Raw genomic sequence first — 25,219 nt, 5'->3', positions numbered from 1 at the left:
ACAGGCAGATTTCCATCACCACGAGGAGCCCGCGATGACCACTGAGCTGATCCTGCACCATTACCCTTCGTCGCCCTTCTCTGAAAAGATCCGCGCGGCGCTGGGCTTCAAGCAACTGGCGTGGAAGTCGGTCATCGTGCCCAGCGTGGCGCCCAAGCCCGACGTGGTGGCGCTCACGGGCGGCTACCGGCGCACGCCTTTTCTGCAGGTGGGGGCCGACGTGTACTGCGACACGGCGCTCATCTGCGACGTGCTGGAGCATGTGCAGCCCGAGCCGCCTTTGTTTCCACCCCACCTGAAGGGCGTGGCGCGCGTGTTCACGCAGTGGGCCGACACCACGCTCTTTTGGGCCGCCATGGCCTACAACCTGCAGCCGCGCGGCGCCAGCGTGCTGTTCGCCAACCTGCCGCAGGCGGCGCAGCAGGCTTTTTCTTCTGACCGAAAGGCCATGAGCGGCGCAATGCCCCGGCTGGATCCGCGCGACGCCACGGCGGCCTACCGGTCGTACCTGCGCCGTATCGCGCACATGGCTGAAGAGCATGAATTCCTGTTCGGCGCCGAGCCCTGCGTGGCCGACTTCGCCGCCTACCACCCGCTGTGGTTCACGCGCCAGTGCGTGCCGGTGATGGCCGACATCTTTGCCGCGACGCCGGCGGTCGTGGAGTGGATGGACCGCGTCGCGGCGCTGGGGCATGGCCGCATGGAGAAGTTCGATGCGCAAAGCGCGATCACTGTGGCCGAGCGCTCCGAGCCCGCACCGCTGGCCGACGACGTGTTCCAGGACGAGCACGGCATTGCACTGGGCACCGCAGTCACCATCGCCGCCGAGACCTTTGGTACCGAACCCACCGCCGGCACGCTGGTGGCTGCCACGCGCACCCGCTACACGCTGCGCCGCAGCGACCCGCGCGCCGGCACGGTGCACGTCCATTTCCCGCGCATCGGATACGTCTTGAGAGCAACCCCCTGAGCGGCTGCGCCGCTTGCCCCTTCTCTCGGCTCGCTTCGCGATCCGGGAAGGGGGACGACGCCAGCGGTCTGGCAAAGCCAGTCCCGCGGCGTCTGCTGGCCTAGGCGGCGCGGGCGTTCCGGCGGCGCGCTTTTCATGCATCAACACATTCAAGGAGACAGGCCAATGATCGAAGACTTCCACGGCAAGACCGCCGTCATCACGGGTGCGGGTTCCGGCTTCGGGCTGGAATGCGCGCGCATCGGCGCGGCGCGGGGCATGCAGCTGGTGCTGGTAGATGTGCAGCAGGACGCGCTGGATGCGGCAGCCGTCGAACTTGGCGCGGCCGGCGTGCCGGTGCTGGCCCGGCGCGTGGACGTGTCGAGTGCCGCGCAGATGGAGCAACTGGCGGTTGATGTGCAGCAGCAATTCGGCGCGCCGCACCTGGTCTTCAACAACGCCGGCGTGGGCTCAGGCGGGCTGCTATGGGAAAGCACGGTGGCCGACTGGCAATGGGTGCTGGGCGTGAACCTGTGGGGCGTGGTGCACGGCGTGCGCCTGTTCACGCCGATGATGCTGGAGGCGGCGGCCAAAGACCCCGCCTGGCGCGGCCACATCGTCAACACCGCCAGCATGGCGGGCCTGCTGAACCCGCCGAACATGGGCGTCTACAACGTCAGCAAGCATGCGGTGGTCAGCCTGAGCGAAACGCTGTACCAAGACCTTTCTCTCGTTACCGATCAGGTGTGCGCCAGCGTGCTGTGCCCGTTCTTCGTGGCCACTGGCATTCATGCCAGCGAACGCAACCGGCCGGGTGCGCTGGCGGCCGGCCAGCCCACGCGCAGCCAGCTGATCGGGCAGGCCATGACGGGCAAGGCCGTCACCAGCGGCAAGGTGTCTGCCGCCGACGTGGCGGCGAAGGTGTTCGACGCCGTGGCCGGCAACCAGTTCTACATCTACAGCCACCCGCAGGCGATCGGATCGGTGCAGACGCGGCTGGAAGACGTGCTGCAGGGCCGCAACCCCACCGACCCTTTTGCGGGCAAGCCCGAACTGGGCGCCCAGTTGCGCGCGCAGCTGCGGGCGGTGTAGGGCCGGGTTCTACAACTTAGGCAACTGGCGCGACTGAGGCGCCTTCGATGCCGTGCCGGGCCAACGCCTCGGCCACGAAGCCCGAGGCCTTGGCTTCTTCCACGAAATCAGCCAGCGCCTGCGCTGCCTCTGCGCCACGCGACTTGGGCAGGCCCATCGCCTGCTGAATCACCATGAAGCGGCCGGGCAGCAGGCGCAGGCCCGGGTGGCGTGCGGCATCGGCCTGCAGCTGCTGGCGCACGCCGGCGGCCACATCGGCGTTTTCAGCCAGAAAGGTGCCGACCACCGCCGGCGAGGTGGGCGCACGCACCAGTTCGGCATGGCGGATCTCGCGTGTCAGATGCAGGTCGTAGGCGCTGCCTTTGCCTACCACCAGCCGGTGGCCGGCGGCATCGACCTCCGCGTTGTCCTGCAATGGCGAATCTTCCCGCACCAGATAGCTGCCCTCGATCAACACATAGGGCGCTGAAAAAGCGATGCCGGCGCCGCGCACCGGGTCCACCGCGAAAAAGCCGAAGTCGGCGCGCTCGGCCGTCACGGCCTCCACCGACTTGCCCGCTGCGTCGAACACGCACAGCTCCAGCGGCACGCCCAACTGCTCGGCAAAGCGCCGCGCCAGGTCGACCGATACGCCCTTGGCACCACCTTCCGCAGCTGCTCGCGCGAGGATGGGGTTGCCGGTGTTGATGGCGGCACGGATGCGGCCTTGCGGGGCCAGAACGGAACGGAGGGCGGTGGACAGGGGCATGGTGTTCAGGCGCTCAACGGCCTGCCGGGTTGGAGGTGAAAGAGGGGACCATGGCGGGTGGATTCATGGCTGTGGCCGCACCAGCCGCACCGGCAGCCGATTGCCCTTGCCCATGGTGCCGCGCACTTCGCCGGTTTCCATGTCCACCGCCCAGCCTTGTTGCGCCTGCATGCCGGCCTCGCCGTTGCCGCCGCGCGCCACGTTGCCGTAGTTGTAGGGGTTGACGGTGGCGGTGGCGGTGTTCACGCTGGCCGTGCCCGTCCAGTGCCACTGCATGGGCGTGGCCGGAAACAGCACCGGGCTGATCATCGGCGGCTGGCGGCTGCGGTCCACCAGCCGGCGCAGTTCGGGCACGCGCGGCAGGCGCCAGCGCACGCCCTCGGCCTTCCAGCGCGCATTGGCCAGGGCCTGCGCTTCTGAATAGGTGAAAAGGCGCGCCTCGCCCGTGCAGGTGCGGCCGTTCCACTGCATGCCCTCCACGCAGCGAGGCCACGCGAGCTTGGCGCGGTCGTCCAGCACGTACAGGCCGTCGTCAGACGCGCGCATGGCCGCCGGCTTGTCGGGTGGTGCCGCCTGCACGGGCCGTGCGATGACGGCCGTGCAGAGCAGCAGCGCAGCCACGGCCGTGCGGAAGACCATGTGGGACAACAGTGGCAGGGCGGGGTTTGGCATGGCGTCTGCATTCTCGCGCAAGCCCGTATTCGCCGTGGCAGCAACTGCAGATGGCTGCATGTGCGACGGCACAATGGCGCCTCTTTCGATTTCGGGCCGGCCTTTAGCACGCCGGTGCCTCTGCCCATGCTCTCATCGACAACCTTGCCGGGCGCGCCATCTGCCGGCACGCCTGCCACGCAACGACTCGCATCCATCGACGCCTTGCGCGGCCTCGTGATTTTGTTCATGTTGCTGGACCACGTGCGTGAAACCTTCTTCCTGCACCACCAGGTCACCGACCCCATGGCAGTGGCGACCACGTCGCCCGAGCTGTTCGCCAGCCGCCTGCTGGCGCACGTCTGCGCGCCGGTGTTCGTGTTTCTGACGGGTCTGTCCGCGTACCTGTACGGCGCACGCCAGCCCGATGGCCGGGCTGCAGCAGCGGCCTTTCTGGCCAAGCGCGGGCTGTTTCTGGTGCTGCTGGAAGTGACGCTGGTCAACTTCGCGTGGACGTTCCAGTTCCCGCCGCAAATCATTTACCTGCAGGTGATCTGGGTGATTGGCCTCAGCATGCTGGCGCTGGCGGCCCTGGTGTGGCTGCCGCGCCCGGTGCTCATTGCGCTGGGCCTGGTGCTGGTGGCCGGGCACAACCTGCTGGACGGGCTGCACTTTCCCGCGGGCCATGCGCTGCACGTGCCCTGGGCGGTGCTGCATGACCGGGGCTGGATCACGCTGGGCGGCGAGGGTGCCTTGCGCCTGCGCACGTCGTATCCGCTGTTGCCGTGGATCGGTGTGATCGCCCTGGGTTACGCCGCCGGCACCTGGTTTGCCGCCGGGGCTGACGCGGCAGTGCGGCGCAGGCGCCTGCTCGGGTGGGGCCTGGGCCTGCTGGCCGGGTTCGTCTTGCTGCGCGCGCTGAACGGCTATGGCGACCAACCTTGGGGCCTGGCCGATTCGGCCATGGTCACCGTGATGGGCTTTTTCAACGTCACCAAGTACCCGCCCTCGCTGCTGTTCGTCGCGCTGACGCTGGGCATAGGCCTGCTGCTGCTGCGTGCCTTCGAACGCATGCACCCCGCCAGCGGCGTGCTGCGCGTGCTGACGGTGTATGGCGCCGCGCCCATGTTTTTCTACCTGCTGCACTTGTACGTGCTCAAGCTGCTGTACCTGGGTGCCGTGGCGGTCTGGGGCACAACCCAAGGCCGTTACTTCGGCTTTGATGGCATGGGCGCCGTGTGGCTGGCGTCCATTGCGCTGGCCGCTGCCTTGTTCGTGCCCGTGCGCGCCTTTGGCCGCTTCAAGGCCCGGCGCAAGGACCTCGCCTGGCTGAAATACCTCTGACCCGCTTTCGAGTCAGTCGGCTGGTTGCTATAAAAAGTATAGCTACTAGCGCTTGATGAATAGGCGCTAGAGGCCAAAAACACTGAAACTTTGACCCTACGCCGGCGCCGTGGTTCGCCGTTGGCGACAATTGCCCGAATGCGTTCACCGTCGTCTCCCCAGCCGCGTTCCGGCTCGTCTTCTTCATCCTCCCACTTCCTTCGGCTGGCCTTGGTACTGGGGCTGCTCTCGGCCATCGGCCCCTTCGCCATCGACATGTACCTGCCGGCGCTGCCCGACATAGGCGCCAGCTTGGGCGCAGACGTGGGTGCCGTGCAGTGGAGCCTGACGGCTTTCTTCATCGCGCTGGGCGTGGGCCAACTGGTCTACGGGCCGGTGTCCGACCGCGTGGGCCGCAAGGTGCCGCTCTATTTCGGCCTGGGGCTTTTCGCGGTCGCCAGCGTGGGCTGCGCGCTGGCCACCGATATCCAGACGCTGATCGGGCTGCGGTTTCTGCAAGGCCTGGGTGCAGCGGCGGGCATGGCGATTCCGCGTGCGGTGGTGCGCGACCTGCACACCGGCACCGAGGCCGCTCGGCTCATGTCGCTGCTGATGCTCGTGTTCAGCGTGTCGCCGCTGCTGGCGCCCCTGGCGGGCAGCGGCGTGATCGCGCTGACCGGCTGGCGCGGCGTGTTCTGGGCGGTGGCGATTGCGGCCGTGGCGGGGCTGGTGCTGGTGCGTCAGTCGCTGCCAGAGACGCTGCCGGCCGAGCAGCGCGCCGGCGCTGGCGGGCCCAGCGCACTGGCCGCTTACGGCGTGCTGCTGCGCGACGGGCACTACCTGGGGCTGGTGCTGATCGGCGGCTGCTCGATGGCAGGCTTTTTCGTCTACCTGGCCGGCTCGCCTTTCGTGCTCATCAACCATTACGGCTTGTCTTCCGTGCAGTACAGCCTGGCGTTTTCGGTCAACGCTGCGGCCTTCTTCGTGTCCGCGCAGTTCACCGCATCGCTGGGCCGGCGCTTCGGGCTGGTGCGGGTGGTGAAGGCCGCGGTGACGGTGGCTGCCTCGGTAATGATCGCGATGCTGGCGTATTACGCGGCGGGCGGCGACCGGCTGGCGGTGTTGCTGGGCCTGTATTTTCTGGCCAGCGGCGCGATGGGGCTGGTGATTCCGACCACCTCGGTGCTGGCGCTGGAAGAGCATGGCGCCATCGCCGGCACCGCGTCTGCACTGCTGGGCACGCTGCAGATGCTGGTGGGCGCTGTGGCCATGGGCGTCAGCGGCGCCTTCGCCACCGGCAAGCCGCTGCCCATGGTGGTGGGCATGTCGGCCGGCGCGCTGGTGGGCTTTGCGCTGACCTGGACCACGCTGGGCGGCAAGCGGGCACACCGGGTGGGTGGAGCCGCCCATTGACGGCCTCCAGTGCGCAGGCGGCCCCGCCCGATGGCCTGCCGCAGGGGCCGCGATTGCGGGCCATGCTGGTCATCATCCTGGGCCTGACGCTGGCGGTGCTCGACAGCAGCGTCCTCAACCTGGCGCTGCCCGGCATTGCGCGTGAACTGAACGCCAATGCCTCGCAGGCCATCTGGGTGGTCAACGCCTATCAGATCGCCGCGCTGGTCTTGCTGTTGCCGCTGGCTGCGCTGGGCGACCGCTTGGGCTATCGGCGCGTGTATCTGGTGGGCATGGCGGTGTTCGCGCTGGCATCGATGGGCGCCATGCTGGCCTCGTCGCTTTCCACGCTGATCGCAGCGCGTGCGCTGCAGGGCGCGGGCGCCGCCGGTGTCTTGAGCGTGAACGCGGCCGTGGTGCGGCTGATTTACCCGCGCGCGTTGTTGGGCAAGGGCATGGCCATCAACTCGCTGGTGGTGGCGGGCGCGTCGATGGCGGGGCCTTCGGTAGCTGCCGCCGTTCTTTCCGTGGCGTCATGGCCCTGGCTGTTCGCGATGAACCTGCCGCTGGGCCTTTTCACGCTGTGGCTGGGCCGCCGCGCGCTGCCGGCCAACGCGGTCAGCGCCCTGAGCGGCCGCTTTTCCTGGGTCGATGTGCTGTTGAACATCGCCATGTTCACGCTGATTTTCATCGGGGCTGAGCAGTTGGGCGTGCGCGCATCGCCTGCCGCTGCCGGGCTCGGCGGGCCCAGCGCGGGCTGGCTGCTGCTGGCCGCAGGCGCGGCGGTGGGCGTGGTGTACCTGCGGCGGCAAGGGCACCAGGCCACGCCGCTCTTTCCGGTCGATCTGCTGCGCATTCCGGTGTTCGCACTGTCCATGGGCGCATCGGTCAGCGCCTTCTGCGCACAGATGATGGCGTTTCTGTCGCTGCCCTTTCTGTTGCTGGAAGTGCATGGCCGCTCGCACATCGAAGCGGGCCTGCTGATCACCGTGTGGCCGCTGGCCATCGTGACGGTGGCGCCCATCGCGGGGTGGCTCATCGGCAAGGTGGCGGACGGGCTGCTGGGCGGCATCGGCATGGGCGTGTTCGCCTGCGGGCTGCTGGCGCTGGCGTTCATGCCCGCGCATGCGGCCACGGCCGATGTGGTGTGGCGCATGGCGCTGTGCGGCATCGGCTTTGCGTTGTTTCAGTCGCCCAACAACCACACCATCGTGACGACGGCGCCCCTGCACCGCAGCGGCGCGGCCAGCGGCATGCTGGGCACGGCGCGGCTTACCGGGCAGACGTTGGGCGCAGTGGTGCTGGCCGGCATCTTCGCCGTCTGGACGCAGCATGACGGCCGGGGCGAATCCATCGCCATGCTGCTGGCGGCGGGCAGTGCAGTGCTGGCGGGGGTGTGCAGTTCGCTGCGCGTGGGGCGCAAAGCGGCCGGGGCTGCGCACTGACCGATTAATGGTCATAATGGCCTCTAGCGCTTATCCATCAAGCGCTATCAGCTATAAAAATCATAGTAGTTTATTGGCCGCCACGATCTGCTCGGCCAGCGTGCGGATCGTGAGCGGCGCGCAGCCCTCGGCATGGTTGCTGATGGTCACGTACGCGTTCTGCCCCCGCCCCGTGATGCCGGCAATCGCCTGCGCCAGCTCGGCGTGCAGGTCGGGGTCGGGGTGGTGGATGCGGTCGTAGGGCGCGTAGAGCTTTTCGGCATCTTCGTAGCCATACATGCCGTGCACCGGGTGCAGGTTCCAGCGGCAGACCAGCGGCCCGGGCCAGAGCAGGCGCAGCAGTTGCAACTGGTCGCGCAGCGCCGGCATGCGCGCGTGCAGGCCCAGGCAATAGGTGGCGCCGCTGGCGCGCAGCACCTCAGCCAGGCGCGGCAGCACGTCGGTCGCCAGCCATTCGGGGTCGCGCACTTCAACGGCCAGCACCGCATCGGGCGCCACGGCTTGCAGCGGGGGCTGCGCGCTCAGCATCGCATGAAGGCGGTCCAGCACCTCGGGCAGGCGGTGCAGCAGCGTCAACGGCAGGGGGCTGAGTTGGAAGACGAGCGCGCCGGCCTTGGCGCCCAGGCCTTCCAGCGCGGGCTGCACGAATTCCTGCCGCGCCAGGTCGGGGTTCAGGAACGCGCTGTTGGCCTGCCTGCCGCGCCCGTCTTCGCTGCGCACCAGCGCGTCTGTGACCAGGCTGGGCGCCTTCACGACGAAGCGGAAGTCGCCCGGCACCTGGCTTGCGTAGCGGGCGTACTGCTCGGCGGTGAGCGGTCGATAGAAGCTGCGGTCGATGCTGACGGTGCGCAGCAGCGGGTGCTGGGCGTAGATGGGCAGGCCGTTCTTGGACAGGGTGGCGTCGGAATGCTCGCCCTCCCACACCAGGCCCTTCCAGCCGGGATATGTCCACGACGAGGTGCCCAGCCGCAGGTGCGGCGGCAACGCGGCGCCCAGTGCGCGCAGTGCCTCGTCCCAGTCGGCAGGGTGCACGCCGGTGCGTCGGCGTGGCGCTGCGTTGCTGTCTGCATCGTCTGGAGGCGGCGCAGCGGGTGCTGGGGGTGCCGAAGGAGGCGGGGCGGGCGGGCCGCCGAACAAATCGTCTTGCATGGGCTGCGTTGCGTGTGGCGCGGTGTGCGTGGTGCGTCGTCAGGCCGCGCCGAACAGACCGCCTTCGTTCAACAGGTCCCATGCGATCTGCGGGCGCTGGTCCATGCTTTTCTTGATGGCCGCCGGAATGGCCTGGCGCGTCTTGCGGCACAGGCCCGGCTGTTCGTGCACGAGGATGGTGATACCCCGCAAGGTGCGCACTTCGTTCGCGCTGGCCGCAATGCTCAGGCGCACGCCCAGCAGCTCGAAAAGCCGGCTTTCCATGCGGCGCAGATCGGGCAGATCTGCCAAGTTCTCCAGACGCTCCAGCAGCCGCTTTTCTTCGTCGCGCGTCAACTGCAGGATGCGCACGTCGCCACCTTGCTGCTGCATCAGCGCATCCCGTTCGCACACGCAGGCGCCGGGCGGGCATTCGGTGCGGATGGGGAAGGGCAGAGGGGTCATCAAAAAAATGGGCATCGCCACAGAAAAGGCGATGCCCATTTTAGGAAGAAAGGTGACGTGTGGCGCTCACCGACAGCCTTCGGTCATCCAGCGTTCTTGAGCGACTTCTTGGCCTTGTCGGCCGAGTGCTCGGAGCGGTTCTTGTGGTAGCCCGATTTGGCGTTGTTCACCGCCTTGCCTACGGGGCCGCTCTTCTTGGCCTCGCTCTCGGCGCGTTTTTGTTCGATCTTGTGTTCGGCGGAATCAGACGCCTCGGCAGCGGCCTTGCTCACTTGCGCAGTGGCCGTGCCTGCAGCGGCGAAGAACGACAACGAGGCGGCGATGGCGACCAGTGTCTTGCGTTGCATGAAAAACTCCCTGTGATCTGTTGATGATTTGCAGATGGTTGCAGTTGAGCGTGCGGCGAGGTGTCAGCCAAGGTCGAATCGGGCGTAGGTGCTATGGCAAACTTCCCGGCTTCGTTTTTCGTCTCACAACATCGGCAGTACATGCAGCAGATCATTCGGCAGTTGGCCGCAGAAATCAGGGTCAGTGAACAACAGGTGCGTTCAGCGGTGGAACTGCTGGACGGTGGCGCTACCGTGCCGTTCATCGCGCGCTACCGCAAGGAAGTGACGGGCGGGCTGGACGACATTCAGCTGCGCGAACTGGAAGCACGCCTGTCGTACCTGCGCGAGCTGGAGGACCGGCGCGCGGCAGTGCTGAAAGCCATTGACGAGCAGGGCAAGCTGACCGATACGCTGCGATCTGCCATCGCTGCGGCCCCCACCAAGCAGGAGCTGGAAGACATCTACCTGCCCTTCAAGCAGAAGCGCCGCACAAAGGGCCAGATCGCGCGCGAGTTCGGCATCGAGCCGCTGGCCGACAAGCTGTTTGCCGACCCCACACTGAACCCGGCCGAGGAAGCCGCGGCGTTCACCAAGCCGCCCGAAGTGCTGGACGACGGCAAGCCCGGCGCCGACTTCTCGACCGTGCCCGCGGTGCTGGACGGCGTGCGCGACATCCTCAGCGAGCGCTGGGCCGAAGATGCGGTGCTCGTGCAGTCGCTGCGCGAATGGCTGTGGGCCGAAGGGCTTTTGCGCAGCAAGAAGGTCGAGGGCAAGAACGAGAACGACCCCGAGGTTTCGAAATTCCGCGACTACTTCGAGTACGACGAGCCCATCGGCCGTGTGCCCTCGCACCGCGCGCTGGCCGTGTTCCGGGGCCGGGCGCTCGAAATCCTCGAAGCCAAGCTGGTGCTCCCGGTCGAGCCCGAGCCGGGCAAACCCAGCGTGGCTGAAGGCAAGATCGCCCTGCACCTGGGCTGGAGCCATGCGGGCCGCGCTGCCGACGACCTGCTGCGCAAATGCGTGGGCTGGACGTGGCGCGTGAAGTTGAGCCTGTCGACCGAGCGCGACCTGTTCACCCGACTGCGCGAAGACGCCGAGAAGGTCGCCATCAAGGTGTTTGCCGACAACCTGCGCGACCTGTTGCTGGCCGCTCCTGCGGGCCCGCGCGTGGTGATGGGGCTGGACCCGGGCATCCGCACCGGCGTGAAGGTGGCGGTGGTGGATGCGACCGGCAAGCTGGTGGAAACCGCGACCGTTTTCCCGCACGAGCCGCGCCGTGATTGGGAAGGCTCGCTGCACACGCTGGCCAAGCTGGCCGAAAAGCACGGCGTGAACCTGATCGCCATCGGCAACGGCACGGCCAGCCGTGAAACCGACAAGCTGGCGGCCGACCTGATCAAGCTGGCCGCCAAGGCCGAGCGCGCCATTGAAAAGGTGGTGGTGAGCGAAGCCGGTGCGTCCGTCTATTCCGCCAGCGAATACGCGTCGCAGGAGATGCCCGATGTGGACGTGAGCCTGCGCGGTGCGGCATCCATCGCCCGGCGCCTGCAGGACCCGCTGGCCGAGCTGGTCAAGATCGACCCCAAGAGCATCGGCGTGGGCCAGTACCAGCACGACGTGAACCAGAGCGAGTTGGCGAGGACCCTGGGTACGGTGGTGGAAGACTGCGTGAACTCGGTCGGCGTGGACCTGAACACCGCCAGCGTGCCGCTGCTGTCACGTGTGTCGGGCCTGTCGGGCAGCGTGGCCAAGGCCGTGGTGCGCTGGCGCGAGGCCAACGGTGCCTTCAAGAGCCGCAGGCAGCTGATGGACGTGTCGGGCCTGGGCGCCAAGACCTTCGAGCAGAGCGCCGGCTTCTTGCGCATTCGCGGTGGCGACAACCCGCTGGATATGACCGGCGTGCACCCCGAGACCTATCCGGTGATCGAGCAGATCATGGAAAAGACCGGCAAACCCGTGGCGGAGATCATGGGCCGCGCTGACATGCTCAAGACCCTGAAGCCCGAGCTGTTCGCCAACGAAAAGTTCGGCGTCATCACGGTCAGGGACATTCTGGGCGAGCTGGAAAAGCCCGGCCGCGACCCGCGCCCGGACTTCAAGGTGGCACGCTTCAACGACGGCGTGGAAGACATCAAGGATTTGAAGGAAGGCATGGTGCTGGAGGGCACGGTGAGCAACGTGGCGCAGTTCGGCGCGTTCATCGACTTGGGCGTGCATCAAGACGGCCTGGTACACGTGAGCCAGCTGAGCCACAAGTTCGTGACCGATGCACGCGAGGTCGTGAAGACCGGCGACATCGTGAAGGTGAAGGTCATGGAGGTGGACGTGGAGCGCAAGCGCATCGGCCTGACCATGAAGCTGGATGCCGCACCGGCCCGCAAGGACGGGCCGCGTGACAACCGCTTCGAGGGCGCAGGGCGCGGCCAGCACCAGGCACCGCGCCGCCCTAGCGAGCCGGCGGGGCAGTCGGCCATGGCGTCGGCCTTTGCCAAGCTGCAGCAGGGCAAGCGCTGAGATCGCACCGCAGCGGCAGGGAGAGCGCGGGCCGTGCGCAATGCGGCCCGCGGCGCGTACCGCCTGGTGGATGCCGCGTTTTTCCTGTCGATCGCACGGCTGAACTGCCCGGATAATCCAGGCTCCCCACCCAACCCCACACGCCGCGCCATCCATGGAGCTGAACGCACTGCTGGCCGTCCCCGTCGCGCTGCCCAGCCTACCGAAGGCCGTGGCGCTGCTCATGACCGAGCTGGCGTCGGCCGAGCCCGACTTGCGTCGCGTGAACCAGTTGTTCGGCACCGACCCGGCAATGGCCGCGCGGCTGTTGCAAGAGGCCAATTCGCCCGCCTTCGGCGCGCAGGGCCAGGTGGCAGGCATTCCCGAAGCGCTGGCGCTGCTGGGCCTGCGCCAGCTGCGCACACTGGTGGCGTCGGCGCCGCTGGGCACCACGTCGCGGTCGGTGCCGGGTGTGAACCTGCAGCAGTTCTGGCGCTACAGCCTGCGCACCGCCAAGCTGGCGCGGTCGCTGGCGGGCCTCGTCCACCAGAGCCCGCTGGCCGCCTACACCGCCGGCCTGCTGCACGGCGTGGGCGAATTGGCGCTGCACCTGGCCGACCCGGAGCGCGCGCAGTCCATCAACACGCTGATCGCTCCGCTGGAGCTGCGCCGCGCGCGGCTGGAGCAGCGGTTGATGGGCTACAGCTACGCGCACATCAGCGCCGGCATGGCGCGGCGCTGGCAGTTGCCGCCGACGGTGGTCGATGCACTGCAGCACCACTGCGCGCCGTTCGACAACGGCGTCTATGAGCCGCTGGCCGGCGTGCTGCATCTGTCGGCCTGGCGCGTGCGCGCGGGCGAGGCCGAGATGGGCGACAAGGAACTGGCGGTGAGCTTTCCGGGTGAAGTGGGCGTCACGCTGGGGCTGGACATCGACATGGTGCTGCAGCAAGACCCTATCGACTGGACGGTGCGGCCCGACGCGGGCGACTTTGTGTGAAGGCCTTGCGCATTCACGCCGGCCCGGGTGCCATGCGCCAGCTGCGCGATCAAGGCGGGCTGGCACCAGAGAACGTGGGCGTGGTGCCGGCCGCAGCCGGCGGGCCGAAGGGTCTGATCCTCGGGCCGCTGGATCGGTTCTTGTTCGGTGAATGGTTGGCCGCATCGACCCACCCGGTGCACCTGGTGGGCGCTTCCATCGGCGCCTGGCGCATGGCCACGGCCTGCCTGCAGCATGGCGCGGTGCAGGCCTTCGAGCGGCTGGAGCACGACTACATCCACCAGACCTACGACCTGCCGCCCGGTGCGCGCCGGCCCACGGCGGCACACGTCAGCGAGCGTTTCGGGCAGAACCTGCGCGCCTTCTTCGCCGGGCGGGAGGCCGAGTTGCTGACGCACCCGCGCTATCGCCTGCACATCGTCACCGCGCGCGGACGGCACGTGCTGGGGCGCGAGCACCGCCTGGGCACGCCGCTGGGCTACCTGGGCGCCTTTGCCGCCAACGCTTTGCACCGGCGCGCGCTGGGCTGGTGGCTGCAGCGGGTGGTGTTCTCGTCAGGGCAGGGCGATGGCGAGGGACTCGCACCGCTGCCCTTCGATGCGCGCGATTTCTCCACCCGGCAGGTGGCGCTGTCGCTGGACAACCTTTTGCCTGCGCTGCAGGCCAGCTGCTCCATTCCCTTCGTGCTGCAGGCGGTGCATGGCATTCCGGGCGCGCCGCCCGGCGCTTACTGGGACGGTGGCATCACCGACTACCACCTGCATCTGCGCTACCGGGTCGATGATTCGATTGCTATCAAAGATATAGCTGTTAGCGCTTATCCATCAAGCGCTGGAGGCCAAAAAGATGCTGAAACTGGCCGTGCACCCCTGGTGCTGTACCCGCACTTCCAGTCCAGCGTGGTGCCCGGCTGGCTCGACAAGAACCTGCGCTGGCGCCACCGCAGTACGCCCGCGCTGCACCGCATGATCGTGCTCTCGCCCAGTGCCGAGTGGGTTGCCGCGTTGCCGCGCGCCAAGCTGCCTGATCGCAATGACTTCACCCACTACGGCACCGACACCGCCGCCCGCGTGCGCGCCTGGAAAGCCGCCACGTCGGCTAGCCAGCAACTGGCCGACGAATTCGCCCAATGGCTGCAGCGCCCTGATCTGGATTGCGTGCGGCCGCTGTGACTGCCAGGGCTTAGAAGAGGTTCTTACATCGACGCGAGCAGCATCTCGCGGTAATCGTCCACGCTCGCTTCGCGCGGGTTGGTCTTGTGGCAGTGGTCGGCCATGGCGCCGCGAATCACGTCATCGAACATCGCCTCGGTGACGCCCATGGCCGCCAAGCCGGTGGGCAGGCCCAGCCGGGCACTCATGTCGCGCACGGCCTCGGGCACGTCACTGGCGCTCTGCAGGCCCATGGCATGGGCCATGCGCTCCAGCCGGCGGCCCTTGCGCACGGCATCGGCCTCTGCGTTGAAGCGGATCACGGCGGGCAGGAACACGGCGTTGAGCGTGCCGTGGTGCAGGCGCGGGTTCACGCCGCCCAGGCTATGGCTCAGCGAATGCACGCAGCCCAGCCCTTTCTGGAACGCCATGGCGCCCTGCATGCTGGCGCTCATCATGTTCAGGCGCGCGTCCTGGTCGGCGCCATCGCGCGTGGCGCGTTCGATGTGGTGCCAGCCGCGCTCCAGGCCGTCGAGCGCAATGCCGTCGGCGGGCGGGTTGAAGGCCGACGACATGAAGGTTTCCATGCAATGGGCGATGGCGTCCATGCCGGTGGCGGCGGTCAGTTGCGGCGGCAGGCCCATGGTCAGGCCGGGGTCGCAGATGGCGGTGCGCGGCACGATGTGCCATGAATGAAAGCCGAGCTTGCGGTGGTCGTCCACGATGAGGATCGCGCCGCGCGCCACCTCGCTGCCGGTGCCGCTGGTGGTGGGCACGGCGATCAGCGGCGCCGCCCGGTCGGTGATGCGCCCGGAGCCGCCTTCGATGGTGGCGTATGACGTGAGCGGCCCTTCGTGCGTGGCCGCAATGGCGATGCCCTTGGCGCAGTCGATGGCCGAGCCGCCGCCCACTGCGATCAACCCGTCGCAGCCCTGCGCGCGGTAGAGCGCCACGGCATCGCGCACGGCGGCCTCGGTGGGGTTGGAGGGCGTTTGGTCGAACACGGCGTGCGGCAGACCGCCCAGTGCGTCGAGCGCGGTCTGCAGCACCCCAGCGGCCTTCACGCCCTGGTCGGTCACCACCATCGGGCGAGTGATGCCCACGCGCGCGCATTCCTGCGGCAGCAGCCGCACGGCGCCGAACTCAAACTGGATCTGGGTGACGTAGTAGATGAAAGCCATGGTGCGCTGCTCGTAAGTCCTGATTACGATGCTGCACACACTACAACCCGGAGACATGCATGACCATGAAGCAAACCCTCATCGCGCTGGCAGCTGTCGTCGCTTGTGCGACATCGATCACGGCGCAGGCCGAATGCCTGAACGACACGCAGGTAGCCGAGCTGGCGGCGAGCTATGTGGCGAAGACGCCGGCACCGAACTTTCCGGCGCTGTCGGAGGCCGATGGCGCCTGCACGCGCGCCAAGCTGAACGCGCAGTTGGCGCCCCGGCTAGGCAAGGTCATCGGCTACAAGGCCGGGCTGACCAACCCGGCGGTGCAAAAGCGCTTCAACACCGACAAGCCGGTGTGGGGCAAGCTCTATGAAGGCATGGTGCTGGCCAGCGGCGCCACGGTCGACGCCGCCTTCGGTGCGCGGCCGCTGTATGAGGCCGACATGCTGGTGCGCGTGAAGAGCGCCGCCATCAACCATGCGCGCACGCCGCTGGAAGTGCTGCAGCACATCGACCAGGTCATTCCGTTCATCGAACTGCCCGACCTGATGGTGCAGGCGCCGTCGCAGCTCAACGGCGCGGGCGTGGCGGCCATCAACGTCGGCGCGCGGCTGGGCGTGGCGGGCAAACCCATCGCCGTGCCGACCACGCGCGGCGAGCAATATGCGCTGCTGGACGCGCTCGAACGCATGTCGGTCACGCTGACCGACGGGCAGGGCTACAAGCTAGGGGGCGGCACGGGCAGCGACATCCTGGGCCAGCCGTTGATGGCGGTGGTGTGGCTGACGGGCGCGCTGCAAAAGGAAGACATCACGCTGCAGCCGGGCGACCTGGTGAGCCTGGGTTCTTTCTCGGCGCTGCTGCCGCCGCGCGCCGGTCTGGCGGTGACGGCGAAGTTCGACGGGTTGCCGGGCGCGCAGCCGGTGCGCGTGACCTTCAAGTAGCCGTGTGCGATCTGGCGGGCAGCGCGCCATCGTGCTGCCGCGGCTGTTGCTTCAAATACACCCAGTCCACGACGTCGTCCGTGGGCTGGTAGCCCGACACCAGCCGCTGCAGCAGCGCGCGCAGGGTGATGACGTCGTTGGCCTGCACGGCGGCCTGCAGCGCGGCCAGTTGCGGCTGCAGCTCGGGCCACGGCAGAAAGTCTTCGTGGGCTTTCATGATGCGTTCGTGCGCCGTGGGCTGCGGGTCATTGCCGATCAGCAGTTCCTCGTACAGCTTCTCACCAGGGCGCAGCCCGATCACGCGGATGGCCACGTCGCCGTCGGGCCGCGCATCGTCTTGCACCGACAGGCCCGACAGCTCGATCATTCGTCGCGCCAGGTCGGCAATGCGAATGGGCTGGCCCATGTCGAGCACGAACACATCGCCGCCGCGCGCCATGGCCCCGGCCTGAATCACCAATTGCGCGGCCTCCGGAATGGTCATGAAGTAGCGCGTGATGTCCGGGTGCGTCAGCGTGACCGGCAGGCCCTTGCGGATCTGATCGCGAAAGAGCGGCACGACCGAGCCGGATGAGTCGAGCACATTGCCGAAGCGCACCATCGACATCCGCGTGCGGCCGCAAGCCTGCGCATCGTGCGACAGTGCCTGCAGCGTCATCTCGGCCAGCCGCTTGCTGGCGCCCATGATGTTGGTGGGCCGCACGGCCTTGTCGGTGCTGACGAGCACGAAGTCGGCCACGCCGTGTTCGATGGCGGCCAGCGCCGTCTGCAGCGTGCCGAAGACGTTGTTGCTAAGGCCTTCGGCCGGGTTGTGCTCCACGATGGGCACGTGCTTGTAGGCAGCGGCGTGGTAGACGGTGTCTGGCCGCCAGGCGGCCATGATCTTGCGCAACCGGTCGGCATCGCGCACCGATGCCAGTAGCGGCACCAACTCTGTCGGCACGCCGGCTTGGGCGCAGCGCTGGGCCAGGTCCATGCTCACTTCGTGCAGCGCGGCCTCACTGTGCTCCAGCAGCAGCAGCACACGCGGCGGGGCCAGCAGAATCTGGCGGCAGAGCTCGCTGCCGATCGAGCCGCCCGCGCCCGTCACCAGCACCACCTTGGCAGTGATGTGGCGGCCCAGCAGGGCGGGGTCGGGTGGAATCGGGTCACGCCCCAGCAAATCGGACACCTCTACGTCGCGCAGCTGGCTTACCTGCACGCGGCCTTGCGCGATGTCGGTCACGGTGGGCAGGGTGCGCACCACCAGGTTGGGTGCTAGGGCGCGCACGGCCTGCACGATTTCTGCGCGGCGCGTGCGGGTCACGCTGGGCAGCGCCAGCAGCAGCGAATCGAGCCGCGTCTTGCGCAGCAGCGCGGGCAGGTCGGCAGGCGAGAGCACCGGCACGCCCTGCAGGTTGGAGCCGTGCAGCCGTTCGTCGTCGTCCACAAAGCCGACCAGCCACACCTTGCGGCCGTGCGCAAGCGCGCTGGCTAGCTGCTGGCCCGCATTGCCGGCGCCGTAGATCAGCACGCGCGGCCAGTGCTTGCGCAGCTTCAGGTCGCGGTGCATGCCGCCCAGCCAGTAACGCGCCACTGCCCGTGACGTGAGCACGAAGGTCAAGAACAGCACCGGCTGGATGATGCCCACGGTGCGCGGCACCCCGCCCACGCGCAGCAGCGTGAAGATGGCGGCATACGCGATGCCGTACACGGCAGTGGCCTTGACCACTAGAGCCAGCGCCGTCCAGCCGCTGAAGCGGAACACTTCGCGGTACATGCCCGAGGCCAGAAAGATCGGCAAAAAGAGCAGCAGCGCACCTACCAGGCCGGGCAGGTAGATCGCCTGAAAAATGTCGATCCGATCCAGCCGCACCATCAGCGCCAGCGCGAAGGCTGCCGCGCACATGGCGGCGTCCAGCGCCATGACCACCAGGCGCTTGGCACGGCGCGGCAACTGCCGAATGCGCATGGCGACGGGTTCCTTGCGCATGCGGGCCCGAGTGTCTGCGGAGGGGCTGCTCACCGGGCAGTCGCCTCGGTCAGCACCAAGTGCAGCGCAGCCACGGTGCGCGCCATGTCATCTTCGGTCAACGTGGGGTGCACCAGCAACATGATGCTGGTGTCGCCCAGCTGGCGCGCGACTGGCAGCCGTTCGCGCGGGCGCCAGGGCGTGCAGTCGAAGGCCCGCTCCAGGTACACCTCGGAGCACGAACCCTGGTAGGCGGGAACGCCTTGGGCCATCAATGCCTGAACGATGCGGTCACGGCTCCAGCCCGGTGCCAGGCGGTCTGGCTGAACGTAAAGGTAAGTCTTGTAGTGCGCATGCTGCGTCTGGCCCTCATCGTCAGGGCACTGCGGCGCGCGCACGCAGGCATGTCGTCCTGCTTCGCTCAGGATCGCCTGCGCATGGCGGTGGCGCCGCGCAGTCCAGTCGGCCATGCGGCCTAGCTGAATGCGGCCGATGGCGGCCTGCATCTCCAGCATGCGCCAGTTGGTGCCGAACCCGTCGATTTGCCACCGGAAGCCGGGCGGGTGCGTGCGCTCGTACACGGCCTCCCAGGTCTTGCCGTGGTCCTTGAACGCCCACATGGCCGACCACAGGCCGGCATCGTGGGTGGTGACCATGCCGCCTTCGCCGCCGGTAGTCATGATCTTGTCCTGGCAGAAGCTCCACGCGCCCACATCACCGATGGTGCCCACGCTGCGGCCCTTGTAGCGGGCGCCGTGCGCCTGCGCGCAGTCTTCGATCACACTGAAGCCGTGCTTCCGCGCCAGCGCCATGATCGGGTCCATGTCGGCCGGCCAGCCAGCCAGGTGCACCACGATGACCGAGCGAGTGCGCGGCGTGATCACCCGGGCAATCGTCTCGGCAGTGAGGTTACCGCTGTCCGCATCGACGTCGGCGAACACCGGCGTGGCGCCCGCATTGACCACGCAGGAGACGCTGGCGACGAAGGTACGCGGCGTGACGATCACCTCATCACCCGCGCCCACGCCCAGCCCGCGCAGCGCCAGATCCAGCGCCAGCGTGCCGTTGGCTACGGCGACCGCATGGCGCGCGCCGGTCCACTGGGCGAATTCGCGTTCGAACTCGCGGCCTTCGGTGCCCGTCCAGTAGTTGACCCGGTTGGACAGCAGCACGCGCTGCACGGCCTCGGCCTCTTGCGCTGTGAAGCTGGGCCAGGGGGCAAAAGGGGTGTTCAGCATCAGGGTTCCTTGCGGGGCAGCGGCCGAGCCGGGTTGCCGGCCACCACGGCGCCGGGCGCCACGTCTTTCGTCACCACGGCGCCCATGCCGACCACGGCGCCGGCGCCGATGACCAGCGGAGCACCGGGCCGGCCCTGCCGGATCACGGCGCCCGCACCGATATAGGAGTGGTCGCCGATGGCGACATTGCCGTTGCAGCGCACGCCAGGCGCGAAGGTCACGTAGTCGCCGATCACGCAGTCGTGCGAGACGTGGCTGTAGAGGTTGGCATGAAAGCAGCGGCCGATGCGCAGGTTGGAGGTCAGCGTGACGAAGGGGCTGAGCAGCGCGCCAGGGCCGATCTGCACATCGTCCATCAGCACCGTGTTGTCGGCCTGCAGGCTCCACAGTGCCACGCCGTCTGCCTCGCACTGCAGCGCCAGCCGCTCGCGCACGCGGCTGTGGGCGATGGCGATGGCGGCGTGGCGGGTGGTGGCGTCTTGCGACAGAAATTCGGCATAGGTCATTACGCGGTGCCCATTCACCGTGGGCGCGGGTGGCGCATCGTCGATGAACACCAGGCGGTCCAGCGGCACGGCCTGGGCGGTGCACCAGGCGCGGGCCAGGGGCATGATTTCGCGGCCGTGGCCGTTTGCGCCGTAGACGGCGTAGAGCGGAAGGGTCATGGCGTATTGGCCTTGTCTGTCGTGTGGGCGCTGCCCGTGAAGGGCGCTACGGTGGCCTCACCCGGCGCGTGGATGCCGTCGCGGCGCAGCACCTGCAACACGGTTCGGCCGAGTATGCGCAGATCGAGCAGGAAGGAGCGGTGGTCCACATACCAAAGATCGAGCGCGAATTTCGCTTCCCAACTTAAAGCGTTGCGCCCGTTCACCTGGGCCCAGCCGGTGATGCCGGGCCGCACGTCGTGGCGGCGCATCTGCTCGGGCGAATAGAGCGGCAGGTACTCCATCAGCAGCGGCCGGGGGCCGACCAGGCTCATTTCGCCGCGCAGCACGTTGATGAGTTCAGGAAGCTCGTCCAGGCTGGTGGAACGCAGCCAGCGGCCGAAAGGCGTGAGCCGCGCTGCGTCGGGCAGCAGCGCGCCGCGTTCATCGCGCGCATCGGTCATGGTGCGGAACTTGAACATGGTGAAAGGCCGGCCATGCAGGCCTGGCCGTTGCTGCTTGAACAGCACCGGGCTGCCCAGCCGGGTGCGCACGCGCCAGGCCAGCAGCAAGAGAGGCAGGGCCAGCAGCACCAGGGCCAGAGCGGCACAGACGGTGTCGAAGAGACGTTTCACGGAAGCGCTGCCTTTTGGTAGGCCGATGAGTCAGGTGGGGACAACAGACCCATCGCCTCCAGCATGGCCGCGTTCACCTGGTGCACGTCGTACTTTTCCTGCGCGATCTGCCGGGCACGCTCGCCCATCTGTTGGCGCTGTTCAGGGTGGGTGATCAACTGCTTCATGGCGGCGGCGAGCGCAGGCGCCGAACGCACCGGCACCAGCAGGCCATTGTCCCCATGCACTACGGTTTCGCGGCAGCCCGGCGCGTCGGTGGTGATGATGGGACGGCCCATGGCCATGGCTTCGAGCACCGTGCGCGGCGTGCCTTCGCGGTACGAGGGCAGCACATAGACGTTGCAGGCCGAGATGGCGGGTCGCACGTCCGCCATCTTGCCCAGGTACTCGATGTCGCCGTCGGCCACCCATTGGTTCAGTTCGTGCTGGGCGATTGCATCGGGGTTCTCGTCGATCCAGCCCACCAGCAGGCAGCGGACCTTGGGGTGGTCGCGCCGCACGATGGCTGCGGCCCGCGCATATTCGCGCACGCCCTTGTCGCCCAGCAGCCGCGCGACCAGCAGAAAGCAGGCGGGGCCGCCGGGTAGGGGCGCTGGCGCGAAGTGCTGCACGTCCACGCCGGAGCCGTTGACCACCATGGCCGGCGTGGCTGGGTGAAGCAGCCCACGCGTCTGGAAGAGCGCCAGATCGTCCGGGTTCTGGAAGAAAACGGTGTGCACCTTCGACAATGCCACGCGGTACAGCGACTGCACGATGCGGCGCAGGCGGCTGCGGCGGCCATCGCCCTGAAAGGCGTAGCCCAGCCCGGTGATCAGCGCATGGCGCCGGGGCACACGCGCAGCCCAAGCCGCCAGCGAGCCGTAGATGACCGGCTTGGCGGTGTAGCCCAGCACGAAGTCCGGGCGTACCCGGCGCATCAGGCGCCACAGCGCCCAGAGCGACTGCAGATCGGCTAGTGGACTGGTGCCGGTGCGCGCGAGCGGCACGCTGTGCACCGTCACGCCGCGCTGCTCCAGTGCGTGCCTTACCGGATCATCCGCGCTCAAGCCCGGTGCCGCGACGTGCACGTCGACACCGCGTGCCTGCATGGCAGCCATCAGCGGGCCACGAAAGTTGATCAGCGAGTCGGCCCAGCCGGCGATCAGCAGGCCCTTCATCTCGCGTGTTCCTTGTGGGGTGATTCGGTGCGTGCGGCCTGGTGCAGCAATTGCGCCAGGCGCGGGGCGGTGACCTGCAGGCAGTACCGTTGCTCGACCCGCGCGCGGCCGGCAGCGCCCATGCGCTGGCGCAGCGACGGGTCGTGCAAAAGCGTTTCCAGCGACTGCACCCATTCCTGCGGGCTGGCCGCGAGAAAGCCAGTCTCGCCGGGCAGCACGATGCTCTGGTTGGCACCGACGGCGCTCGCCACCGTGGGCAGGCCACAGGCCATGTACTGGATGAGCTTGTAGCCGCACTTGCCGCGCTCCCACGGTGAATCGAGCAGCGGCATGATGCCGATGGCTGCGCCTTGCAGCGACTGCGCTTCGGTGGCTTCGCTCCAGGGCACTGGCTCGGTTGTGACGTCGGGCAGTTGCACGTCGCCCCCGCCGATCACCCGCAGTACGAAGGGCGTGCGGGCCGCGAGTTCGCGCAGCGGTTCGGCCACGGTCTGCAGATAGCGCGCTGTGGAGGGCGAGCCGATCCAGACGATGCGTGCACGGCCATCGCCCGCTTTTTTGAGCGCAGGGGCCGCGTCATAACGGTCCAGGTCCACGACCGTCGGTACGACCTCGACGCGCGCAGCACCTGCATCCGTGGCGCGCTGTGCCAGATAGCCGTTGCCAGCCACCACCAGCGCAGCGCCAGCCATCAGCCCGTCGAGCTTGCGGCCATACACCCTCCGGACAGCGGGCGAAGGGTGCAGGTCGTACTGGTGAAAGGTGGCGTCGTCGTAGTCCAGCACGTAGGGCGCTGCGCTCAGCAGCGCCCGCTCCAGCGGCAGCGGCAGCCAGGCCAGCGCCTCTTTTTCAATCCACAGCACATCGAATGCCCGCGCGCCGAGCAAGTCGCCCACGCGGCGTGCGTAGGCTGCCATCAAAGCGGCCTTGTCATAGTGGCCCGTGTCGTAGCGCGCTTGCAGCATGGCGTCGGACACCAGCGGGCGCACATCCATCTGCACGCCGTGCAACGCCAGCCATGGCAGGTACTGCAGCGTTCGCATACGCGACGAGGCGCCTAGTCGGCCGTACTTGGTGAGGGCGAGAACGCGCAGGGGCTTCATGGCGCAGGCTCCTGGTCTCTGGCGCTCAGCAGCCAGCGCCACAACATGCTGTAGGCCGTTGATGTTTCCTTGATAGACGGCCAGGAGCCCCGTGCCAGCGCCTGCACGATGCGGGCCAGCGGCTCCACCCACAGCGTGGTGAGCGCGACACCGGCCGCGCCGGCTGCGCTGCAATGCTTGTGCGCATACAGCAGGCGGCTGCGCAGCGAATAGAACAACCGCCGCGCCTTGATCTGCCGCGAGGTTCCGCCGCCCGCATGGAACGCCTGCGCGGTCGCCAGGTACCAGGTGGCCCAGCCGGCCTGCTGGGCGCGACAGGAAAAGTCCAGGTCTTCAAAGTACAGAAAGAACTGTTCGTCAAAGCCGTGCAATTGCTCGAACAACGAGCGGCGCACCAGATAGAAGGCGCCGATCACATGGCCCACCTGCCGCGATTCGGTGTGCGGCCATTCGGCCATGGCATAGCCCAGCCGGGGAAATCGGCGCGTCAGCCCGCTGGCGTGCGCGGCCATGCGGGCCGCATTGGGCAGTCTGCAGCAGCTACGGGCGACATGGCCGGCTTCGTCTATCAACTGCACACCGCAGATGCCCGTTCGCACATGGGCCGGGTCGCGCAGCGTCGCCACGGCCTGGCCGAGCGCATCGCCGCGCAACTCGGCGTCGGGGTTCAAAAAAAGGATGAATTCGCCCCGGCCCTGGCGGGCGCCCAGATTGCACGCCTTGCCAAAGCCCAGATTGGCGCCTGCGCGAATGAACGCCACGTCGGGAAAAAGCGCCTGGGCATGTTCGACGGAGTCGTCCACCGAACCGTTGTCGATCACCTGCACCGCGCAGCTCGCGCCCAGGGCATCACGCTGGATGGATTGCAGGCACCGCGCCAACTGCGTGCCGGCATTCCAGTTGACGATGACGATATCGATCATGGCGTGGCTACCGCGCGTTGCGGGCTGTGGCGCAGCGAGAAGAACGCCAGCAGCGACGCGTCGGCCACCATGCGCAGCGTCCAGGCCCACGCGGCGCCCGGCAGGCCGTACTGGCTGATCAGCAGGCCCAGCAGCATCAGAAAGACGGGCAGTTCCGCCAGGTGCATGCGCGCCGTGATGTCCGCACGGCCCCTGGCATGCAACAGGGCGTAGAACAGTGTGCCGAGCGCGTTGGCAAAGACGCCCAGGCACAAAATCTGCCCGACCATCACGGACACCGGCTGCAGCTCATCACCGATCCAGGCCTGCAGCAGCCAGGGCAGCATCACCGCCAGCAAGCCGCACACCAGGCCCATCAGCACGGCCACGCGCCGCAGCCATTTCAGAAAGTAAGGCCGCCAGCCATGCGGGTCTTGCAGCAGCAGCCGGCTCAGGCCCGGAAACATCACCGACGACACCGCGCCTGCCAGCACCAGGCTCTGCACCACCACCTCGTAAGGCAGCACATAGGCCGACACTGCGGCTGCCGACAGCACGGCGCCGATGGTGAAACGGTCTGCCTGCACCAGCACCGGGCTGACCACGCTGCTGACGGTGACCCAGCCGCCAAAAGCGAACAGCGCCCGCGCCGTGGCCGGCTGGTAGTGGCCGGTGCGCGCTTCGCCGCCCTGGCGAATGCAGCGCCAGGCCAGGGCGCGGTAAATGGCCAGACTCAGCAGGCGGCTGGCGACCAGCGGCAGCACCAGCCAGCCCAGGTGCGGCGTGGCCAGCGACACGAAAAAAGGTCCGGCGAAATTGACGACACCCAGCGCCGCACGCAGCAGGCTGATGCCGCGGAAATTCAGGTACGCCTCGTTGAGGCCGCGATACGTCGCGCTCATCGCCTGCGCAGGCAGTGCCAGCGCCAGCAGCAGCACAGCGGTAGCGATCTCGCTGCGTGGTGTGCTGACAGCATGCACCCAGCCGGGCGCGCCCGCCGGTACGGCCAGCACCACCAGCAGGCCGAAGAACAAGCCGGCGATCAAGGTGATGCGCCCGGCAGTGGCCAGCACGTCGGGCACTTCGCCGTCCTTGCCCGCGCCGCGCAAGCCGGCGACGCGCTGGGTCAGCGCACGGCCGATGCCCAGATCCAGGCCGCTGGCGTAGCCGATGAGGCCCCAGGCCAGCGCCAGCAGTCCGAACTTTTCATGGCCGACATTCGCCAGCAGTTGCGGCACAGTCAGCGCGGCCACGGCCAGCGGCACGGCCAGGCCGGCCAGGTTCCATGCCACGTGCGATAGGCGCAT

23 protein-coding genes are annotated in these 25,219 nt (G+C 68.0%); 9 read left to right on the top strand and 14 right to left on the bottom strand.

Annotated features, from left to right (window positions below):
• Positions 1-34: 34 nt before the first annotated feature.
• On the top strand, positions 35-970 hold the full coding sequence (locus tag RQI28_RS03185; protein ID WP_311221127.1) for a glutathione S-transferase family protein: 936 nt from the start codon (positions 35-37) through the stop codon (positions 968-970).
• 165 nt (positions 971-1,135) lie between these two features.
• Entirely contained in the window at positions 1,136-2,041 is a 906-nt protein-coding gene (locus RQI28_RS03180; protein WP_311221126.1) for an SDR family oxidoreductase, read from the top strand.
• A 16-nt stretch (positions 2,042-2,057) separates the two neighbouring features.
• On the opposite strand, the gene RQI28_RS03175 is transcribed toward RQI28_RS03180, so the two are convergent.
• Positions 2,058-2,789 (bottom strand): ABC transporter substrate-binding protein, encoded by a 732-nt coding sequence (locus RQI28_RS03175; RefSeq protein ID WP_311221125.1) that lies wholly within the window; start codon positions 2,787-2,789, stop codon positions 2,058-2,060.
• A 63-nt stretch (positions 2,790-2,852) separates the two neighbouring features.
• A complete protein-coding gene (locus RQI28_RS03170; protein ID WP_311221124.1) occupies positions 2,853-3,461 on the bottom strand; it encodes a DUF1566 domain-containing protein in 609 nt (202 codons plus the stop codon).
• Between the two features lie 126 nt (positions 3,462-3,587).
• On the opposite strand from RQI28_RS03170, the gene RQI28_RS03165 reads away from it, so the two are divergent.
• The 3 genes from RQI28_RS03165 (at position 3,588) to RQI28_RS03155 (ending at position 7,600) form a co-directional block, all read left to right on the top strand.
• Complete coding sequence (locus tag RQI28_RS03165; protein WP_311221123.1) at positions 3,588-4,784, top strand: heparan-alpha-glucosaminide N-acetyltransferase domain-containing protein; 1,197 nt, start codon at positions 3,588-3,590, stop codon at positions 4,782-4,784.
• Between the two features lie 138 nt (positions 4,785-4,922).
• Complete coding sequence (locus tag RQI28_RS03160) at positions 4,923-6,176, top strand: multidrug effflux MFS transporter (protein WP_311221122.1); 1,254 nt, start codon at positions 4,923-4,925, stop codon at positions 6,174-6,176.
• A 62-nt stretch (positions 6,177-6,238) separates the two neighbouring features.
• Positions 6,239-7,600, top strand: coding sequence for an MFS transporter (locus RQI28_RS03155; protein WP_311221560.1), 1,362 nt, complete (start codon positions 6,239-6,241; stop codon positions 7,598-7,600).
• 60 nt (positions 7,601-7,660) lie between these two features.
• On the opposite strand, the gene RQI28_RS03150 is transcribed toward RQI28_RS03155, so the two are convergent.
• The 3 genes from RQI28_RS03150 to RQI28_RS03140 all read right to left on the bottom strand — a co-directional run bounded on the left by RQI28_RS03150 (position 7,661) and on the right by RQI28_RS03140 (position 9,540).
• Positions 7,661-8,749, bottom strand: coding sequence for a DUF72 domain-containing protein (locus tag RQI28_RS03150; protein WP_311221121.1), 1,089 nt, complete (start codon positions 8,747-8,749; stop codon positions 7,661-7,663).
• Positions 8,750-8,788: 39 nt separating this feature from the next.
• Entirely contained in the window at positions 8,789-9,193 is a 405-nt protein-coding gene (locus RQI28_RS03145) for a hypothetical protein (protein ID WP_311221120.1), read from the bottom strand.
• Positions 9,194-9,276: 83 nt separating this feature from the next.
• A complete protein-coding gene (locus RQI28_RS03140; RefSeq protein WP_311221119.1) occupies positions 9,277-9,540 on the bottom strand; it encodes a hypothetical protein in 264 nt (87 codons plus the stop codon).
• 141 nt (positions 9,541-9,681) lie between these two features.
• Here RQI28_RS03140 and RQI28_RS03135 point away from each other — a divergent pair, with 141 nt between their 5' ends.
• From RQI28_RS03135 to RQI28_RS03125, 3 genes are all read left to right on the top strand, one after another.
• Positions 9,682-12,036 (top strand): Tex family protein, encoded by a 2,355-nt coding sequence (locus tag RQI28_RS03135; protein WP_311221118.1) that lies wholly within the window; start codon positions 9,682-9,684, stop codon positions 12,034-12,036.
• Positions 12,037-12,190: 154 nt separating this feature from the next.
• Positions 12,191-13,015: an HDOD domain-containing protein gene (locus RQI28_RS03130; RefSeq protein WP_311221117.1), complete on the top strand. Its 825-nt coding sequence runs from the start codon at positions 12,191-12,193 to the stop codon at positions 13,013-13,015.
• Positions 13,012-14,187, top strand: a complete 1,176-nt coding sequence (locus RQI28_RS03125; protein ID WP_311221116.1) for a phospholipase — start codon at positions 13,012-13,014, stop codon at positions 14,185-14,187. The genes RQI28_RS03130 and RQI28_RS03125 overlap by 4 nt, the downstream gene beginning before the upstream one ends.
• A 23-nt stretch (positions 14,188-14,210) precedes the next feature.
• On the opposite strand, the gene RQI28_RS03120 is transcribed toward RQI28_RS03125, so the two are convergent.
• A complete protein-coding gene (locus tag RQI28_RS03120; protein WP_311221115.1) occupies positions 14,211-15,347 on the bottom strand; it encodes an iron-containing alcohol dehydrogenase in 1,137 nt (378 codons plus the stop codon).
• A gap of 59 nt (positions 15,348-15,406) precedes the next feature.
• On the opposite strand from RQI28_RS03120, the gene RQI28_RS03115 reads away from it, so the two are divergent.
• Entirely contained in the window at positions 15,407-16,282 is an 876-nt protein-coding gene (locus RQI28_RS03115) for a fumarylacetoacetate hydrolase (protein ID WP_311221114.1), read from the top strand.
• Here the strand turns inward: RQI28_RS03115 and RQI28_RS03110 are convergent.
• Genes RQI28_RS03110 through RQI28_RS03075 form a run of 8 tightly spaced genes read right to left on the bottom strand, consistent with a single transcriptional unit; the run spans position 16,275 to position 25,219 of the window.
• Positions 16,275-18,287, bottom strand: a complete 2,013-nt coding sequence (locus RQI28_RS03110; protein WP_311230882.1) for a nucleoside-diphosphate sugar epimerase/dehydratase — start codon at positions 18,285-18,287, stop codon at positions 16,275-16,277. The two genes, RQI28_RS03115 and RQI28_RS03110, sit on opposite strands and share 8 nt — an antisense overlap.
• The gene (locus RQI28_RS03105) at positions 18,284-19,471 is read right to left on the bottom strand and encodes a DegT/DnrJ/EryC1/StrS family aminotransferase (protein ID WP_311221112.1); all 1,188 of its coding nucleotides are present in this window, start codon (positions 19,469-19,471) and stop codon (positions 18,284-18,286) included. The genes RQI28_RS03110 and RQI28_RS03105 overlap by 4 nt, the downstream gene beginning before the upstream one ends.
• Entirely contained in the window at positions 19,471-20,136 is a 666-nt protein-coding gene (locus tag RQI28_RS03100; RefSeq protein WP_311221111.1) for an acetyltransferase, read from the bottom strand. Before RQI28_RS03100 ends, RQI28_RS03105 begins: the two co-directional genes overlap by 1 nt.
• The gene (locus RQI28_RS03095) at positions 20,133-20,750 is read right to left on the bottom strand and encodes a sugar transferase (RefSeq protein ID WP_311221110.1); all 618 of its coding nucleotides are present in this window, start codon (positions 20,748-20,750) and stop codon (positions 20,133-20,135) included. The genes RQI28_RS03100 and RQI28_RS03095 overlap by 4 nt, the downstream gene beginning before the upstream one ends.
• On the bottom strand, positions 20,747-21,907 hold the full coding sequence (locus tag RQI28_RS03090) for a glycosyltransferase family 4 protein (RefSeq protein WP_311221109.1): 1,161 nt from the start codon (positions 21,905-21,907) through the stop codon (positions 20,747-20,749). Before RQI28_RS03090 ends, RQI28_RS03095 begins: the two co-directional genes overlap by 4 nt.
• Positions 21,904-23,010 (bottom strand): glycosyltransferase family 4 protein, encoded by a 1,107-nt coding sequence (locus tag RQI28_RS03085; RefSeq protein WP_311221108.1) that lies wholly within the window; start codon positions 23,008-23,010, stop codon positions 21,904-21,906. Before RQI28_RS03085 ends, RQI28_RS03090 begins: the two co-directional genes overlap by 4 nt.
• Complete coding sequence (locus RQI28_RS03080; RefSeq protein WP_311221107.1) at positions 23,007-23,933, bottom strand: glycosyltransferase family 2 protein; 927 nt, start codon at positions 23,931-23,933, stop codon at positions 23,007-23,009. Before RQI28_RS03080 ends, RQI28_RS03085 begins: the two co-directional genes overlap by 4 nt.
• Positions 23,930-25,219: an oligosaccharide flippase family protein gene (locus tag RQI28_RS03075; RefSeq protein ID WP_311221106.1), complete on the bottom strand. Its 1,290-nt coding sequence runs from the start codon at positions 25,217-25,219 to the stop codon at positions 23,930-23,932. The genes RQI28_RS03080 and RQI28_RS03075 overlap by 4 nt, the downstream gene beginning before the upstream one ends.

The organism is Acidovorax sp. WCS2018Noco2-16 (assembly GCF_031843945.1).
Taxonomy (GTDB): Bacteria; Pseudomonadota; Gammaproteobacteria; order Burkholderiales; family Burkholderiaceae_C; genus Paracidovorax.
This window is presented reverse-complemented; position numbering and strand designations above follow the sequence as displayed.

Coding starts and splice junctions, on each gene's coding strand:
- RQI28_RS03185 (WP_311221127.1), top strand. CDS start 35: ATGACCACTGAGCTGATCCTGCACCATTACCCTTCGTCGCCCTTCTCT.
- RQI28_RS03180 (WP_311221126.1), top strand. CDS start 1,136: ATGATCGAAGACTTCCACGGCAAGACCGCCGTCATCACGGGTGCGGGT.
- RQI28_RS03175 (WP_311221125.1), bottom strand. CDS start 2,789: ATGCCCCTGTCCACCGCCCTCCGTTCCGTTCTGGCCCCGCAAGGCCGC.
- RQI28_RS03170 (WP_311221124.1), bottom strand. CDS start 3,461: ATGCCAAACCCCGCCCTGCCACTGTTGTCCCACATGGTCTTCCGCACG.
- RQI28_RS03165 (WP_311221123.1), top strand. CDS start 3,588: ATGCTCTCATCGACAACCTTGCCGGGCGCGCCATCTGCCGGCACGCCT.
- RQI28_RS03160 (WP_311221122.1), top strand. CDS start 4,923: ATGCGTTCACCGTCGTCTCCCCAGCCGCGTTCCGGCTCGTCTTCTTCA.
- RQI28_RS03155 (WP_311221560.1), top strand. CDS start 6,239: ATGCTGGTCATCATCCTGGGCCTGACGCTGGCGGTGCTCGACAGCAGC.
- RQI28_RS03150 (WP_311221121.1), bottom strand. CDS start 8,749: ATGCAAGACGATTTGTTCGGCGGCCCGCCCGCCCCGCCTCCTTCGGCA.
- RQI28_RS03145 (WP_311221120.1), bottom strand. CDS start 9,193: ATGACCCCTCTGCCCTTCCCCATCCGCACCGAATGCCCGCCCGGCGCC.
- RQI28_RS03140 (WP_311221119.1), bottom strand. CDS start 9,540: ATGCAACGCAAGACACTGGTCGCCATCGCCGCCTCGTTGTCGTTCTTC.
- RQI28_RS03135 (WP_311221118.1), top strand. CDS start 9,682: ATGCAGCAGATCATTCGGCAGTTGGCCGCAGAAATCAGGGTCAGTGAA.
- RQI28_RS03130 (WP_311221117.1), top strand. CDS start 12,191: ATGGAGCTGAACGCACTGCTGGCCGTCCCCGTCGCGCTGCCCAGCCTA.
- RQI28_RS03120 (WP_311221115.1), bottom strand. CDS start 15,347: ATGGCTTTCATCTACTACGTCACCCAGATCCAGTTTGAGTTCGGCGCC.
- RQI28_RS03115 (WP_311221114.1), top strand. CDS start 15,407: ATGACCATGAAGCAAACCCTCATCGCGCTGGCAGCTGTCGTCGCTTGT.
- RQI28_RS03105 (WP_311221112.1), bottom strand. CDS start 19,471: ATGCTGAACACCCCTTTTGCCCCCTGGCCCAGCTTCACAGCGCAAGAG.
- RQI28_RS03100 (WP_311221111.1), bottom strand. CDS start 20,136: ATGACCCTTCCGCTCTACGCCGTCTACGGCGCAAACGGCCACGGCCGC.
- RQI28_RS03090 (WP_311221109.1), bottom strand. CDS start 21,907: ATGAAGGGCCTGCTGATCGCCGGCTGGGCCGACTCGCTGATCAACTTT.
- RQI28_RS03085 (WP_311221108.1), bottom strand. CDS start 23,010: ATGAAGCCCCTGCGCGTTCTCGCCCTCACCAAGTACGGCCGACTAGGC.
- RQI28_RS03080 (WP_311221107.1), bottom strand. CDS start 23,933: ATGATCGATATCGTCATCGTCAACTGGAATGCCGGCACGCAGTTGGCG.
- RQI28_RS03075 (WP_311221106.1), bottom strand. CDS start 25,219: ATGCGCCTATCGCACGTGGCATGGAACCTGGCCGGCCTGGCCGTGCCG.